This window comes from Chryseobacterium sp. JV558 (assembly GCF_033712365.1).
Classification (GTDB): domain Bacteria; phylum Bacteroidota; class Bacteroidia; order Flavobacteriales; family Weeksellaceae; genus Chryseobacterium.
In genome coordinates this window covers 77,495-92,222 of record NZ_WJHU01000007.1, presented here as the reverse complement: position 1 = coordinate 92,222, position 14,728 = coordinate 77,495, and the positions used below count along the sequence as shown (strand labels likewise).

The following is a 14,728-nucleotide window of genomic DNA, read 5'->3' as shown; positions in this document are numbered from 1 at the left end:
TCTATTGATTAATCCAGGCTTTTCTGAGCGCCAGTTGTTTTGAATCCGGGTTAGGGAAAGAGGTTACTTTTCCGGTGGCTTCATCATAGTTAAAACCTGCTTTTTCCAGATACTCTTTCAAAGGAATAGGCTGGGTACCTTCTACAAAATCTCTGAAAAAAGTACGTATTTCCGGATAGGTTATTTTTGTAATTTCATCAAACAGATCATCATCATTGAAATATTTCCCTTCACCATATTTTTTCATAAGAAGCTGCATCAGATCCTGAGTTCCCATTTTACCGCCGGAGAGCTCTCTTAATCTAATATCAAGACATAACCCTACTAATGCTCCTTTCTGATAAAAATTCATATACTGATCCTGTCTTTCCATGGAGTTTTTACTCAGTTCCGTAAGAGAAGATTTGTTGTCAAACTCTTTCATACCGTGTATCTTTTCTTCCAGGCTTTTTTCAAAATCTTCCAGACTGATCATTTTTTGTTTGATAGGCATATGTATGGTCGCATATTCGGTTATTCCTTCATATAACCAAAGATGTTTAGACATGACAGGATTCAGGAAATCATAATGTTGAATTTCTCCTGAATGAATGTTGAGAGGAGTAACAATATGGAAAAACTCATGGGATGCCACCCTGTTTAAAGCATTCGGAAGAAACTTCATACTTCCCGAACGGTACAGACAGACTGTAGAATGGGAATGTTCCAGGCCATCTCCAAGAAATCCGCTCTCGTTTGAAGATTCATAGTAGATCAGAAAAGCATATTTATTTACCGGTAATGTTCCTCCCAGATATGCTTGTTGATTTTTTAGAATATTTTCTATTTCGCGGGCTATTGTTTTTGAATAATGCCGTTCTTTATTGTTATAGAATGAGACAAGAACTTCGGTATGGCCTATTTTCAGCCATGTTGTATCAGGAACACAATATAAGACAGGGGAGTCTACCAATTGTCTATAATCTTTAGCCCAGACGACATCCGTATTTTTATCTTTCTGTTTATAATCCAGGGCAGAAGAAGCGTAAAAATCTTTGTTTTTTGTAATATTAATCTGATAAGGAATATCTTTCATTTCTTCAAAATATCCCACTAAAGAATTATAGTTGATCACGAAAACACTGTCTTTTACAAACATGCTGCCTGGAGATTTGGCTTCCTGAGTATCGTTTTTTAAAGAGTCCCAGCCGTCAGCTACCTGATATGATATTTTGTGTACATGCTTAAGGTCGTGTACCAGCCAGCTGTTTTTATCCAAACGCTCAGTTGGTATTTTTTTTCCGCTTTTGTCGGTGGCTGTAAAATTCGAAACATATTGTCCGAAATTCATAGCCTGATAAAATCCGGGAACCAGCTTAGGAATAATAAACTTACCCTGTTTAAGATTGTTCCTTGGGGGAGCAAAAGAAACCCGGACTTCATCATTGGACATATGAAGAAGATCTATATTGTATTCGTAATTATTCTTTGATTTTTGGGCTATAATTGTATTAGGAATTATAACGATCAGAAAAAATAGCTTTATAATAGTATTCATTGCTATTGCTTTAAGTACTACGAAAATACAAAATTACCTCTAAGGTTTGCGGACTTTATTTTTCCATATAATAAACTTCTTCATAAGGTTGAATCAATACCCATCCGTGGCCAGAGAACTTCATCTGAAATTCTTCACCACTTCCTCTTCCGATAAGGCTTTTGAAAGAAACATTGGTTTTAAGTTCCGGGCTCAGATTTCCGGACCATGCAACAGTAGCATTGGGATCTGTGAACACAGGTGTATCAGGAGTTACCAGTAAAGTCAATGGATCTCCATGAGTGGTAATCGCAATATGTCCCGTTCCTGAAAGTTTCACCTGGAAAAGTCCACCGGACATCATTCCTGCAATACTTTTAAGCATGGTAATATCACTTTTTACGCTTTGCTCATGGGCAAGAACATCATTTCCGTTCACACATACGGATTCATTATTCAGATAAAGAATACGGACTTTCTTTCCGGAATCTGCTACATACAATTTTCCGGTTCCTTCCGCTTTCATAAGCTTACTTCCTTCACCGCTGATCGCTTTTTTAAGGAGATTTCCAATTCCGCCAGCCAACATTCCCTGTCTTTCAAAATTGACATTTCCCACGTAGCTTACCATACTTCCTTTTTTAGTCCATACCGCCTGGTTATTAAGGTTGATTTCCAGAAGATGTTTGGTTTCCAGCTCAAAATAATCTCTTTGCTGTGGATTTTCTTTTGTTTCGTTGATAAATGCTTCAATTGAATATTTACTCATAATGATAATTTTTTTTGATTGGTTGTTTTATGCGGTTATCGATTTGATTTTGTTTGTATTCTCTCTTATTCCTTTAATTTTCCAATAGATTTGGAATCCCAGGCGGGCAGGTCTTCACTTTCTTTCTCAGTATTTGCATAGTAGTTTTCAGTTTTTAAATGAAATTCAAACCCCATAAACTGATCCTTATCAATCCGACTACTCCAGATGGATGTACTTATTTTATGACCACTAGGATACGGATTATTAAGGAAGTAGATTTTGCTTACTGGCTCCATGGTGAATTTTAATTTTCCCAAAAATAAACTTTTTAAGCTTCAAAACTCCCCGTAAAATCACGGTTTTATATTTGATTGTAAATAATACTTGACAAAGGGGTATTCAATGTCGTATATTTGCACTCCGAAAATTACACCTTGTAATTTCAATAATTTTTAAACCGTAATTTAAAAAATGAAAACATCAGATTTTAATTTTGATCTTCCTGAGGAATTATTAGCAGAACACCCATCAGAGCACAGAGATGAAGCTAGATTAATGGTTCTTGATAGAAAAACACAAACTATCGAGCACAAATTATTCAAGGATGTAGTGGATTATTTTGATGAAAATGATTTGTTTATTTTCAACAATACTAAGGTTTTCCCTGCTCGTCTTTACGGAAATAAAGAAAAAACAGGTGCTAAAATTGAAGTTTTCTTATTAAGAGAACTTGATAAAGAAACCAGAGTTTGGGACGTTTTGGTAGATCCAGCAAGAAAAATCAGAATTGGTAACAAATTATTCTTCACTGAAGATGAATCCTTAGTAGCGGAAGTTATCGATAACACCACTTCAAGAGGAAGAACGTTAAGATTCTTATTCGACGGTTCTTACGACGAATTCAGAACGAAATTAAAAGAATTGGGAGAAACTCCACTTCCAAAATATATCAAAAGAGCAGTAGAGCCGGAAGATGCAGAAAGATATCAGACTATCTATGCTAAAATAGAAGGAGCTGTTGCTGCACCTACTGCAGGTCTTCACTTCTCTAGACATTTGATGAAGAGATTAGAGATCAAAGGAATCAATTTTGCTGAGGTAACACTTCACGTAGGATTGGGAACATTCAACCCAATTGAGGTAGAAGATCTTTCTAAGCACAAAATGGAATCTGAAGAGATCATCATCGACGAGAAAAATGCGGATCTTATCAACAGAGCTGTAGAATCTCACAGAAGAGTTTGTGCCGTAGGTACTACAACGATGAGAGCATTGGAAACTTCTGTTTCTTCAAATAAAAAGATCTCTGCTTTCAACGGATGGACAAATAAATTTATTTATCCACCTCACGATTTCGGAGTTGCTACTTCAATGATCACCAACTTCCATACACCGAAGTCTACACTGCTTATGATGATTGCTGCATTTGCCGGAAAAGATTTCATAATGCAGGCTTATGAAGAAGCTGTAAGAGAAAAGTATAAATTCTATTCTTACGGTGATGCAATGTTAATTCTATAAAAAAGATAATAGGTAAAAGGTGGCAGATAGTAGTTATCCGCCACCTGCTGCCTATAATCTACAACCTTACAATGAAAGATATCCGTATATTATCACTAGACCAGCTTAAAGATTACTTTGAATCTTTAGGAGAAAAACCGTTTCGTGCGAAACAGGTCTATGACTGGCTATGGAGCAAAAACCTCCATTCGATAGATGAAATGACGAATCTTTCGAAATCTCTTCGTGAAAAAATTTCCGAAGAATACACAATCAACCCTGTTTCCGTAGATCTTCTTCAAAAGAGTTCTGACGGAACCATCAAAAACGGTGTGAAACTTCATGACGGATTGATGGTGGAATCTGTTCTTATTCCTACAGAAACAAGAACTACAGCCTGTGTATCTTCGCAGGTAGGATGCTCATTAAACTGCGAATTTTGTGCTACGGCAAAACTGAAAAGGATGAGAAACCTTGAAGTAGCTGAAATTGTAGATCAGGTAGCCCTGATTGACAGCCAGAGTAGAATGTACTTCGAGAGACCGCTTTCTAATATCGTATTTATGGGAATGGGAGAGCCGATGATGAATTACAAAAACGTAGTGGAAGCCATCAAAAAAATTACCCAGCCGGAAGGATTGGGAATGTCTCCAAGAAGAATTACAGTTTCTACATCCGGTATTCCAAAGATGATTAAAATGCTTGCAGATGATGAACTGCGTGTGAAACTGGCTTTATCCCTTCACTCAGCTATCGAATCTAAGCGTAACGAGATCATGCCATTCTCTGATAAATTTCCGTTGACAGATATTATGGAGTCTCTTCAGTACTGGTATCAGAAGACAGGATCTGTCATTACTTTTGAATACTGTGTATGGAAAGGAATCAATGATGGAGATGAAGACATTAAAGCTTTAATCAGATACTGCAAACAGGTTCCTTCAAAAGTAAACCTTATCCAGTACAACCCGATTGGTGATGGAAAATATGATCAGTGTAACAAACAGGCGGAAGAAAATTACATCCGTCAGCTAGAAAATGCAGGCGTTACTGTAATGGTCAGAAGAAGCCGTGGGGGTGATATTGATGCTGCCTGTGGGCAATTAGCAAACAAAGCAACAGATTAAAATTTCCTTAAAAAAAATATAAGGCTTTCTTAAAGCATAGGCCAAACCCTACCTTTGCACAAATTATTTTGTGATGATGGATTTTCTTATGAATGAGGATGGGCTTGAAAATGTCTATGCATGGTCTATACCACTGCATGCGACTATTATTTTAGCTGAAATGATTTACAGCCACGTTTCAGAAGCTAAGCTGTATAGTGGGAAAGACCTTGCTACCAATGTTTATCTGGCATTGATGAACTTTGGTTTAGACCTTATCATGAAGGCTTTTGCCATGGGCGTTATGTTTTTCTTCTACAATCACAGACTTTTTTCATGGGATCTTGGTGTATGGTATCTGCTGGCTTGTTTTATCATCACAGATTTTGCCTATTATGTCCTGCATTATGTTGATCATCGTTCCAGAGCATTCTGGGCAGTTCATATTACGCACCATAGTTCAGAATATTTTAATCTTACAACAGGATTCAGAAGTCCTGTACTACAGCCGCTTTACAGATATTTATATTTCTCACCGCTTGCATTTTTAGGTTTCAATCCATGGCTTATTATGGTGGCCTATGCGGTTGGCCAGGTATATGGAACCTGGGTTCATACCCAGACTGTGAAGAGAATGGGATTCTTAGAATACATTCTTGTTACTCCTTCCCACCACCGTGTTCACCATGCATGCAATGTAAAATACCTGGATAAAAACATGGGAATGTGTCTGATCATCTGGGATAAAATATTTGGAACCTTTCAAAAAGAAGATCCTAATATTCCCGTAAAATTCGGAATCTATCCTAAAATGCCGGACAACAGACCAGATACGGTTCTTTTTTATGAATGGCGGAAAATCTGGAAAGATCTTAAACAACCTGGATTAAAATTCACAGACAGGATCAATTATATTTTCAATTCACCAGGATGGAGACATGACGGAACCGGAAAAACGGTAAGGCAATACCAAAAAGAATACTTTGCAAAACAGGAAAAAAAGAAAGAACAACAGCAAACTCAGAAAGAGCAGAAAACTGCTTAACTTCTGTTTTTAAAATCAATAGAAATCTAAGGGAAAATGGGCTATTTTAGCCCGTTTTCCTGTTTTAGGAAGATGATGGTGAAAGTTGAAAGTGAAAAGTAAAAAGAGCCAAGCAATTTGCAAAAAATATCTTTAACTCTCAAACTCTCTCAGACTTTCAAGCCTCCAAAATTAGAATTCTTTTTAAAGGACTACATACAATATTTAGATTCCTGCGGAATGACAAGGGGTGTGGAGTAATAAAACGATTAGTTTGTCCATTCCGTAGGAATCTATACTCATATAGTTTCAACATCCCAACTCACCAACTCAGAATAAAATCCTACTTTTGTTGTATGAAAAAAATCCTTCTGATTGTTACTCTCATCATTGCTCAATCTGCATTTTCCCAGCAGGCCGACTTTCTGAAAATAAAAAAATACAGGGTTAATTATTTGAATGATAAGATTGAAGAAAATTCAGGACTTGATATTTTAAACGGGAAATTATACACTTTCAACGATAGTGGAAATCCAGCCGAGCTTTTTGAAATTGATAAAAATAATGGCGAAATTATCCGAACACTGAAAACCAATCTGATTAATAATGATTGGGAAGCTTTGGCTAATGACGGTGAGAATTTTTATATCGGAGATTTTGGAAATAATGCAGGAACAAGGAAAGATCTGATGATCTATAAAGTTCCTTACGAACGTCTTGATACTTCTATTAACATTAAAATTCCTGGCTCGGAAAGAGCTTTAGATGGAACGACAATTCCTTTTTATTATCCTGAACAAACTGAATTTACTTCCAAAAATGCCAGAAATGATTTCGATGCAGAAGCCATGATCTATTTGAATGGGAAACTGCATATCTTTACTAAAGAATGGGCTGCAAAAGCAAGCTCTCATTATATTATAGATCCCAATATTTCCGAACTGCAAAAAGCAGAAAAGGTAGAAGCTTATAAAACAGGTTTTGTGGTTACAGATGCTTCCTACTTTGATAAAAAGCTTTATCTGGTGGGATATACCAAGAACACGGAAGTCTTTTTAGATATCTTTACGGAAACAGAGCCCGGAATATTTTTCAAACAAAAACCAAAGCACTACTATCTGGGAACAGCTCTTTCACTAGCTCAGATTGAAGGGATAAGTGTAGATGAAAAAGGAATTTATATCTCCGGGGAAAAATTCAAATCTCCATTGGGAACTACAAAACCCTCTTTTTATTTTATCCCGAAAGATGAACTCAAAGATTAATTTGTCTTAAAATTGAGCGAAAAAAATTATCTTTGTGATAATTAATAATTATTCACCCAGCATCGCAGATTTTGGCAAATATTGTAGAAGAGATTAAACGACCGATCAATGATGAAATGAAACTTTTTGAACAGAAGTTTTATGAATCAATGCAGAGTAAAGTGGCTTTATTAGATAAAGTAACCCGTTTTATTGTTACCACCAAAGGAAAGCAGATGCGTCCAATGTTTGTGTTTCTTTGTGCCAAACTGGTAGGTGAGGTGACTGAAAAAACCTACCGTGGTGCGTCCATGATCGAGCTGATTCACACTGCTACTCTTGTACATGATGATGTAGTGGATGAAAGCTTCAAACGCCGTAATTTCTTTTCAATCAATGCTTTGTGGAAGAATAAAATTGCGGTTTTGGTAGGCGATTATCTTTTGTCAAAATCCGTATTATTATCCACAGACCATAAAGATTATGATTTGCTTGGAGTAATTTCCAGAACGATCCGCGAAATGTCAGAAGGAGAGCTTCTTCAGCTGGAAAAAGCGAGAAAACTGGATATCACAGAAGATGTTTATTACGAAATTATCCGCCAGAAAACAGCGACTCTGATTGCTGCGTGCTGTGAAATAGGAGTTCTGTCCAACAATGCAGATGAAGCTCTTGCTAAGAAAATGATGGATTTCGGAACCTTTACAGGAATGGCATTCCAGATCAAAGATGACCTTTTCGATTATTTAAGTTCAAATGTGATCGGGAAGCCTGTAGGAATTGATATTAAAGAACAGAAAATGACCCTGCCTTTAATTCATACCTTGAAAATGGCTGATGAGAAGGATAGAAAGTATTATTTCGATACCATAAAACGTTATAATAACAATCCCAAGCGTGTAAAAGAACTTATAGAATTTGTTAAAAGCTCCGGTGGATTGGAATATTCCATTAAAGTGATGAAAGACTTCCAGCAGAAAGCGAAAGATCTTCTGAATGAGTTTCCAGATTCTGAAGCAAGAAAATCATTACATAGCATGTTGGATTACGTAATTGAGCGAAAATTTTAAAAAAAATATTGATAAAATAAAGGCTTCGGCGCACCTTTGGTGCGCCGAAGCCTTTATATTTATGATTTTCCTGCTTATATTTTCTGTACCGTTACATTCGTTACATTTCCATTTCCTGTAGGCCCCATCTCTGTTGATAAGATAGTGCTTGCCTGGTTGGGAGCTGCCGTAAAACGAATCTGATAACCTGTTGTAGGCACTACAATTACTGTCGTGTAATTCATTAGTTCACCAATTCTTGTTGAAGCAGTCAGCGTAGGAGTTGAAGCTCCGGCATAGTGGCTTCCCCTTCCCAGATAATTGCTGTCTGGAACAGGTCTGATCCCTAAAAGTAATTGCGCTCCTGCAGAAATATTGGCAAAACTTGCCTGCAAAGTCACAAGATAATTACCTGCCTGATTAAATGTCAGAACACCTGAAGAGGTATTGTAAGAATAAAATGGTGAGGTAGCAACTGGACTGGCAAACATGAGTGTCACAATTGAAGCAGCACTGCCGATGTTCTGATCAGCAGCCAAACGCGCATGGAATAATGAATAGGCTGTAAAGTCTATAGTTTTCAAGATACCTGTAGCATCTGCAACAACAACCCTGTCTGTTCCACCAATTCCGATATTGGAATTAATATTTCGAACACGTACATTTCCTGAACTTACATCCAGCTTTTCTGTTGGAACAGTTGTGCCTATTCCTACTTGAGCTGAATTAGTTACTGTAAAATCATTAATTTGCTGTACTGCTGAAGGAGCTCCGGATGTTGAGTTGTCTTTGGCTCCATCAATATGAAAGGTCGTTTGAGGATTCGGTGTGTTTATTCCTACCTGTGCGAAGTAAAGTGTAGAAAAGGCAAAAACCTTAACTACGGTCAGTAATTTTCTTGTCATCTTATAGTGTTTTTAAAATAATTGTTAACACTAATTTCAAATAATATACCAGAAAACTGAAAATAAACGGTTTTCGATAAATATCTATGACTTATAGTTCAATAATGATAATTGAACTAGTGTTTTGGAATTAAATCATTTTTAGGCTTACAATAATAACGGCTAGAACTATACAAAATAAAGCGATTAAAAATAAATAATCCGCAATACTCTCAAATGTGTATTCCCGCTTTTCCGTTTTCGTTCTGATAGCAAGGAATGAAAAGAAACAGCTGCATGCAAAAAAGATGCTGGCAATGCCTGCAAATTCATCCAAATACGTACTCTGGCTCATTTTAGCGATTTTAAGGGACGTCATTATAATCAATGAAAATCCTAAAAGATTGCTAGAAGCATTCAAAATGTGAGGTGATTTTTTTTCCATCTTTACAAATTTTATCAAAATAAAGCACAATTTTTTTTATTATCAAATTTTTAAAAAAGATTATTAAAAATTAAAATTAATTTAAAAAGTGTATATTAGCAAAATACTTGAAGATTAAAAAACTTTTTTACTTAGCTATGCAAACAACCTATATTGAAACACAGCAAATATCCTTTCAAGATTTTAAAAATCAGATACTTGAAGACTACAGGTTAGGAAGGATCTCTCGTGAAATGTCTTATCTCGGAAGGAGAGAAGTACTCACTGGAAAAGCTAAATTCGGAATTTTTGGGGATGGAAAAGAACTTCCTCAGCTTGCAATGGCGAAAGTTTTCAGAAATGGAGACTTCCGTTCAGGATACTACAGGGATCAGACTTTTGCATTAGCAATAGATGCCTTAACGGTAGAAAGTTTCTTTGCACAGATGTATGCAGATACAAGTGTTGAAAGAGAACCCGCTTCAGCTGGAAGACAGATGAACGGGCATTTCGCAACAAGAAGTTTAAATGAAGACGGAAGCTGGAAAGATTTGACAGCTCAGAAGAATATATCTTCGGATATTTCTCCTACTGCAGGTCAGATGCCAAGATTATTAGGACTGGCTCAGGCTTCTACAATTTATAAAAGTGTAAAATTTGACGGTTCAGAAAAATTCTCAAGAGAAGGGAACGAAATTGCTTTTGGGACCATTGGAGATGCTTCTACAGCAGAAGGTCATTTCTGGGAAACTCTGAATGCAGCATGTGCGCTTCAGGTTCCTATGATTGTTTCTATCTGGGATGATGGATACGGAATTTCTGTTCCTACTAAGAACCAAAGAGCAAAAGCGGATATCAGTGAGATGCTAAGCGGTTTCCAGAGAAAAGAAGGAGAGAACCAGGGATGTGAAATCATTCAGGTGAAAGCTTGGGATTATCCTGCATTATTGGATGCATATGCTAAGGCAGAACATTTTGCAAGAACAGAAAGTGTACCAGTAGTGGTTCATGTAATTGATGTTACTCAGCCTCAGGGGCACTCTACATCCGGATCTCACGAAAGATATAAAAATGAAGAACGTCTGGCTTGGGAAGCTGAGTTTGATGGCTTGGCAAAATTCAAAGAATGGATTCTGAACTATTCTATTGAGATTGATGGAAATGAAGAGGTGATTGCTACTGCTGAAGAGCTTGAAGCTATTGATGAAGAAGCAAAAAAGATTGCAAAAGCAGGACAGAAAACGGCTTGGGAAAACTATCAGAAAGCAGTTTCAGAACTTATTCAGTCTATCTTACCTTTAGTAGAAAACCTTAAAGGACAGAATGCTGAAGTTGAAACATACATTTCTCAATTCAATAAGCTTGTTTCAAAAGCTAAAAAGGATATTTTCCATTTAGTAAGAAAAGCTTTACTGGCAACAAGAGGTACCAACTCTGCAGAAAGAAATCAGCTGATGCAGAAATACAATGAAGTTGCAGCTGTTGAAAAAGACAACTATTCTTCTCACTTATACTCTCAGTCTGAGTGGAAATCTGAAAACGTTCAGGAGATCAAGCCGGTATATTCCGACAGCTCTGAGGATGTTGATGGAAGAGTAGTGATCAGAAATAACTTTGACAAAATTTTTGAAAAATATCCTGAAACCTTAATCTTTGGTGAAGATACGGGAAACATCGGTGACGTAAACCAGGGATTGGAAGGAATGCAGGAAAAATACGGTGCTCTACGTATCGCTGATACAGGAATCCGTGAAGCAACCATTCTTGGACAGGGAATTGGTATGGCAATGAGAGGTTTGAGACCAATCGCTGAAATCCAGTACTTAGACTATGTTCTTTACTGTTTACAGGGAATGAGTGATGATTTGGCAACCGTACATTACAGAACCAAAGGAGGTCAGAAAGCGCCATTGATCATTAGAACAAGAGGTCACAGATTAGAAGGAATCTGGCATTCAGGTTCTCCAATGGCAGGTATTCTGAACCTTTCAAAAGGAATTCTGGTATTGGTACCTAGAAACCTTACTAAAGCAGCAGGATTCTATAATACGATGCTTCAGGCTGACGAACCTGCAATCATTGTAGAATGTCTGAACGGATACAGATTAAAAGAAAAACAACCGGATAACTTAGGAGAATTCACAGTTCCTGTAGGGAAAATTGAAGTAACTAAAGAAGGAAAAGATGTTACTTTGGTCACTTACGGTTCTACGTGGAGAATTGTAACAGAAGCAGCCAATGAATTGGAGAAATTAGGAATTTCTGCAGAAGTAATTGATATTCAGTCGTTGATTCCTTTCGATTTGTCTCACGAAATTGCTGAAAGTGTTAAGAAAACAAACAGATTAGTGGTGATTGACGAAGATGTGGAAGGTGGAACTACAGGATTTATCTTACAGCAGATCCTTGAAAAGCAGAAAGCATTCAGATATCTGGATTCTGATCCGTTGACAATTGCAGCAAACGATCACAGACCTGCGTATGCAAGTGATGGTGACTATTTCAGTAAGCCGTCTACAGACGATATGGTAGAAAAGATCTACGCAATGTTTAATGAAACAAATCCTCAGAAATATCCTGCGATATTCTAATGGGCTTTTAAATAAATTTTAAAACCGCTTCCTTTTGGGAGCGGTTTTTATTTTATATTTGTTTGAATCCTTCAATGATAAACCATGAAAATTAGACTCTTATATTTAATATTAATTATTATAAGTTGTAAAAAAGAGTATAAAAAAGAAGTTTTGCTGGCAGACAGAGAAGCTCCTTTAGGCTGGATATATTTGAAAATGTATGATGATAAAAGCTTCGAATTTATCTCTCAGGGAATGATGCGGGATAAAGATGTGTATATTGGAAGTTATGATTTAAAGAATGATACCCTTTATTTTGAATATAGAGATTCAATTCCTAAAGCAGGTTCAAAAGCTGTTATAGAGAAAGGATTTGTGAATTATATTAATGGTAGCTATCATGAAAGCGTTCAAATAAAACTTAATAAATTATCAATTCCCAAATAAAAACAAATATATATTGACACCTCTTTGTTGATTAGTCTCCTTCCGCTAAAGCAAGCCTCAGCTTATTCAAAGTGTTCATCAGAGTTATACTTGCCGTAAGTTCTACAATTTCTCTTTCCGTGAATTGCTCTATTAGTTTTGACTTGATATTTTGCCATTCATCTTTATTGTAAATTATTGCTTCAGTCCATTCTAAAACAAGCTTTTGTTGACTATCGAAGGCATTGGTATGTTTCCAGCCCGGAAGCCTGTTAATGATATCCTGTTCAAAGCCAAAATTGGAAAGTTCTTTTGCATGATAGCTGCAGCAATATGCACAGCCATTGATTTGTGAAACCCGAAGTTCTACCAGAGCGATTAATTTTTCATCAATCCCGGATTTTCTAATGCTGGTATGAGCTTTATACAGATGTCCAATAGTTTCTTTTGCAATTTCTTTGTAATTCATAATAAATATTTTTCTGCAAATTTGCATGAGAAATGCTTCAGAACCTATATACTTACTTTTTGGTTATACACTTACCTTTTTGAAAGTACAAATTAAAATAAAAGGCCGTCAAACATTGACAGCCTTTTTAGTTTTCACATCCTCATTCAAAAAAGCACAATCTTTATCTGCGTGCAGTCCTTTCACCTGGTATTTTGCTTCCCATTCCTCCAGTAAATATAAAATCGGTAGCAAAGCCAATCCTTTTTCTGTAAGTGAATATTCTACGCGTGGAGGAAGTTCTTTAAACTCTTCACGGATAACAAGTCCGTCTGTTTCCATCTCCCTCAGCTGATCGGTGAGTACTTTTCTGGAGATAACTTTGATTCGTACTGCAAGCTCTCCAAAACGTAACTTCCTGTCTTTAATAACCAGAACAATAATGGGCTTCCATTTGCTTCCCAAAGCGGCCATTGCCTTGCCCAGAGGACAGCTGTATTGCATTAATTCATTCTTTTTCATAAGGAAATCTTTATTTTTAATATCATATGGAACCGAAGTTATATACGTTACTTTGATGTTACTAATGTAAGTTACTGCGAAGTTACCACTATTTTTTTAATAAAAGATACAAAAGTGAACTATTATTAGTTACTTTGTGTAACAATTATAAAATACAAATTTAAATATGAGCACATCATCATTATTTAAACCGTTTCAATACAAAAATTTACAGCTTAAAAATAGAATCGTAATGGCTCCTATGACCAGAGCACAGTCTGACAATGGAGTTCCTACACAAAGTATAGCAGATTATTACGGAAGAAGAGCCGCTTCAGAAGTAGGATTGATTCTTTCTGAAGGAACAGTGATCAACAGACCAGGATCAAAGAACTTACAGAATATTCCTGATTTCTACGGAAACGAAGCTTTAAACGGCTGGAAAAACGTAATTGATACTGTACATCAGAATGGAGGTAAAATGGGTCCTCAAATCTGGCACGTGGGAGATACAAGAATGGCAGAAGACTATCCGTTAGTTCAAATGGAAAAGGCTTCTACGATGACGATTGAAGATATTCAGGATACTATCGCACAGTTTGCAGCCTCTGCAAAATCGGCAAAAGACCTTGGGTTCGACTGTCTTGAAATTCATGGTGCTCACGGGTATCTTATCGACCAATTCTTCTGGGAAGTAACCAACACAAGAACAGATGAATATGGTGGTAAAACGTTAAAAGAAAGAAGCAGATTTGCTGTTGAAGTGGTGAAAGCCATCAGAGCAGCGGTAGGAGAGGATTTTACCATTATCATACGTCTTTCACAATGGAAACAGCAGGATTATAAAACCAGATTGGCATTTACTCCTAATGAAATGGAAGATTGGTTATTACCAATGAAAGAAGCTGGGGTAGATATTTTCCACTGTTCACAGCGTCGTTTCTGGGAACCTGAATTTGAAGGTTCTGATCTGAACTTTGCAGGATGGGCTAAAAAAATTACAGGACAACCAACCATTACAGTAGGTTCTGTAGGCTTAAACGGAGATTTCCTTAATGCTTTTGCAGGACAGGGAACAGAAAAAACAGATCTTACAGAACTGATCAGAAGATTGGATAATGAAGAATTTGATCTTGTTGCTGTAGGAAGAGCTATTCTTCAGGATCATCAGTGGGTACAGAAGATCAAAGACGGAAATACCGAAGCTCTTCTGGACTTTTCAGCAGAAAGTATGAGCGTTTTATTTTAATATCAATCAAGAATTGTGAATTCGCTTCGCTGT

The 14,728-nt window shown here is 36.7% G+C and carries 15 protein-coding genes; 8 read left to right on the top strand and 7 right to left on the bottom strand.

Going from position 1 to position 14,728, the window contains the following annotated elements:
- Position 1 precedes the first annotated feature (1 nt).
- The 3 genes from GFU89_RS19950 to GFU89_RS19940 all read right to left on the bottom strand — a co-directional run bounded on the left by GFU89_RS19950 (position 2) and on the right by GFU89_RS19940 (position 2,584).
- Positions 2-1,537 (bottom strand): hypothetical protein, encoded by a 1,536-nt coding sequence (locus tag GFU89_RS19950; RefSeq protein ID WP_318848796.1) that lies wholly within the window; start codon positions 1,535-1,537, stop codon positions 2-4.
- 55 nt (positions 1,538-1,592) lie between these two features.
- Positions 1,593-2,285: an AIM24 family protein gene (locus GFU89_RS19945; RefSeq protein WP_047378211.1), complete on the bottom strand. Its 693-nt coding sequence runs from the start codon at positions 2,283-2,285 to the stop codon at positions 1,593-1,595.
- Between the two features lie 65 nt (positions 2,286-2,350).
- On the bottom strand, positions 2,351-2,584 hold the full coding sequence (locus GFU89_RS19940; protein ID WP_318848795.1) for a hypothetical protein: 234 nt from the start codon (positions 2,582-2,584) through the stop codon (positions 2,351-2,353).
- 154 nt (positions 2,585-2,738) lie between these two features.
- On the opposite strand from GFU89_RS19940, the gene queA reads away from it, so the two are divergent.
- The 5 genes from queA to GFU89_RS19915 all read left to right on the top strand — a co-directional run bounded on the left by queA (position 2,739) and on the right by GFU89_RS19915 (position 8,211).
- Positions 2,739-3,788, top strand: a complete 1,050-nt coding sequence (gene queA, locus GFU89_RS19935; RefSeq protein ID WP_318848794.1) for a tRNA preQ1(34) S-adenosylmethionine ribosyltransferase-isomerase QueA — start codon at positions 2,739-2,741, stop codon at positions 3,786-3,788.
- 71 nt (positions 3,789-3,859) lie between these two features.
- A complete protein-coding gene (rlmN, locus tag GFU89_RS19930; protein WP_318848793.1) occupies positions 3,860-4,894 on the top strand; it encodes a 23S rRNA (adenine(2503)-C(2))-methyltransferase RlmN in 1,035 nt (344 codons plus the stop codon).
- Positions 4,895-4,967: 73 nt separating this feature from the next.
- On the top strand, positions 4,968-5,918 hold the full coding sequence (locus tag GFU89_RS19925) for a sterol desaturase family protein (RefSeq protein ID WP_318848792.1): 951 nt from the start codon (positions 4,968-4,970) through the stop codon (positions 5,916-5,918).
- Positions 5,919-6,253: 335 nt separating this feature from the next.
- Positions 6,254-7,162, top strand: a complete 909-nt coding sequence (locus GFU89_RS19920) for a hypothetical protein (RefSeq protein WP_318848791.1) — start codon at positions 6,254-6,256, stop codon at positions 7,160-7,162.
- A 71-nt stretch (positions 7,163-7,233) separates the two neighbouring features.
- Positions 7,234-8,211 carry a polyprenyl synthetase family protein gene (locus tag GFU89_RS19915; RefSeq protein ID WP_318848790.1) on the top strand — a complete coding sequence of 326 codons (978 nt, stop codon included), beginning with the start codon at positions 7,234-7,236 and terminating at the stop codon, positions 8,209-8,211.
- A gap of 74 nt (positions 8,212-8,285) precedes the next feature.
- Here the strand turns inward: GFU89_RS19915 and GFU89_RS19910 are convergent, their stop codons facing one another.
- A complete protein-coding gene (locus GFU89_RS19910) occupies positions 8,286-9,095 on the bottom strand; it encodes a hypothetical protein (RefSeq protein WP_318848789.1) in 810 nt (269 codons plus the stop codon).
- A 130-nt stretch (positions 9,096-9,225) separates the two neighbouring features.
- Entirely contained in the window at positions 9,226-9,519 is a 294-nt protein-coding gene (locus GFU89_RS19905; RefSeq protein WP_318848788.1) for a hypothetical protein, read from the bottom strand.
- A gap of 137 nt (positions 9,520-9,656) precedes the next feature.
- Here GFU89_RS19905 and GFU89_RS19900 point away from each other — a divergent pair, with 137 nt between their 5' ends.
- Both GFU89_RS19900 and GFU89_RS19895 read left to right on the top strand, forming a co-directional pair.
- The gene (locus tag GFU89_RS19900) at positions 9,657-12,089 is read left to right on the top strand and encodes a thiamine pyrophosphate-dependent enzyme (protein WP_318848787.1); all 2,433 of its coding nucleotides are present in this window, start codon (positions 9,657-9,659) and stop codon (positions 12,087-12,089) included.
- 84 nt (positions 12,090-12,173) lie between these two features.
- Positions 12,174-12,518: a hypothetical protein gene (locus GFU89_RS19895; protein WP_318848786.1), complete on the top strand. Its 345-nt coding sequence runs from the start codon at positions 12,174-12,176 to the stop codon at positions 12,516-12,518.
- Between the two features lie 31 nt (positions 12,519-12,549).
- On the opposite strand, the gene GFU89_RS19890 is transcribed toward GFU89_RS19895, so the two are convergent.
- Together GFU89_RS19890 and GFU89_RS19885 are read right to left on the bottom strand one after the other, a co-directional pair.
- Entirely contained in the window at positions 12,550-12,966 is a 417-nt protein-coding gene (locus GFU89_RS19890; RefSeq protein WP_318848785.1) for a carboxymuconolactone decarboxylase family protein, read from the bottom strand.
- Positions 12,967-13,074: 108 nt separating this feature from the next.
- Entirely contained in the window at positions 13,075-13,467 is a 393-nt protein-coding gene (locus tag GFU89_RS19885) for a helix-turn-helix domain-containing protein (RefSeq protein ID WP_318848784.1), read from the bottom strand.
- Positions 13,468-13,633: 166 nt separating this feature from the next.
- Between GFU89_RS19885 and GFU89_RS19880 the strand changes: the two genes are divergently transcribed.
- Entirely contained in the window at positions 13,634-14,695 is a 1,062-nt protein-coding gene (locus GFU89_RS19880) for an NADH:flavin oxidoreductase (RefSeq protein WP_318848783.1), read from the top strand.
- The last annotated feature ends 33 nt before the right edge of the window (positions 14,696-14,728 follow it).

Bases quoted from the DNA above. Each gene is read 5' to 3' on its own strand.
- GFU89_RS19885 (WP_318848784.1), bottom strand. From the start codon at position 13,467: ATGAAAAAGAATGAATTAATGCAATACAGCTGTCCTCTGGGCAAGGCA.
- GFU89_RS19925 (WP_318848792.1), top strand. From the start codon at position 4,968: ATGATGGATTTTCTTATGAATGAGGATGGGCTTGAAAATGTCTATGCA.
- GFU89_RS19880 (WP_318848783.1), top strand. From the start codon at position 13,634: ATGAGCACATCATCATTATTTAAACCGTTTCAATACAAAAATTTACAG.
- rlmN (WP_318848793.1), top strand. From the start codon at position 3,860: ATGAAAGATATCCGTATATTATCACTAGACCAGCTTAAAGATTACTTT.
- GFU89_RS19910 (WP_318848789.1), bottom strand. From the start codon at position 9,095: ATGACAAGAAAATTACTGACCGTAGTTAAGGTTTTTGCCTTTTCTACA.
- GFU89_RS19905 (WP_318848788.1), bottom strand. From the start codon at position 9,519: ATGGAAAAAAAATCACCTCACATTTTGAATGCTTCTAGCAATCTTTTA.
- GFU89_RS19890 (WP_318848785.1), bottom strand. From the start codon at position 12,966: ATGAATTACAAAGAAATTGCAAAAGAAACTATTGGACATCTGTATAAA.
- GFU89_RS19950 (WP_318848796.1), bottom strand. From the start codon at position 1,537: ATGAATACTATTATAAAGCTATTTTTTCTGATCGTTATAATTCCTAAT.
- GFU89_RS19920 (WP_318848791.1), top strand. From the start codon at position 6,254: ATGAAAAAAATCCTTCTGATTGTTACTCTCATCATTGCTCAATCTGCA.
- GFU89_RS19900 (WP_318848787.1), top strand. From the start codon at position 9,657: ATGCAAACAACCTATATTGAAACACAGCAAATATCCTTTCAAGATTTT.
- GFU89_RS19945 (WP_047378211.1), bottom strand. From the start codon at position 2,285: ATGAGTAAATATTCAATTGAAGCATTTATCAACGAAACAAAAGAAAAT.
- queA (WP_318848794.1), top strand. From the start codon at position 2,739: ATGAAAACATCAGATTTTAATTTTGATCTTCCTGAGGAATTATTAGCA.
- GFU89_RS19895 (WP_318848786.1), top strand. From the start codon at position 12,174: ATGAAAATTAGACTCTTATATTTAATATTAATTATTATAAGTTGTAAA.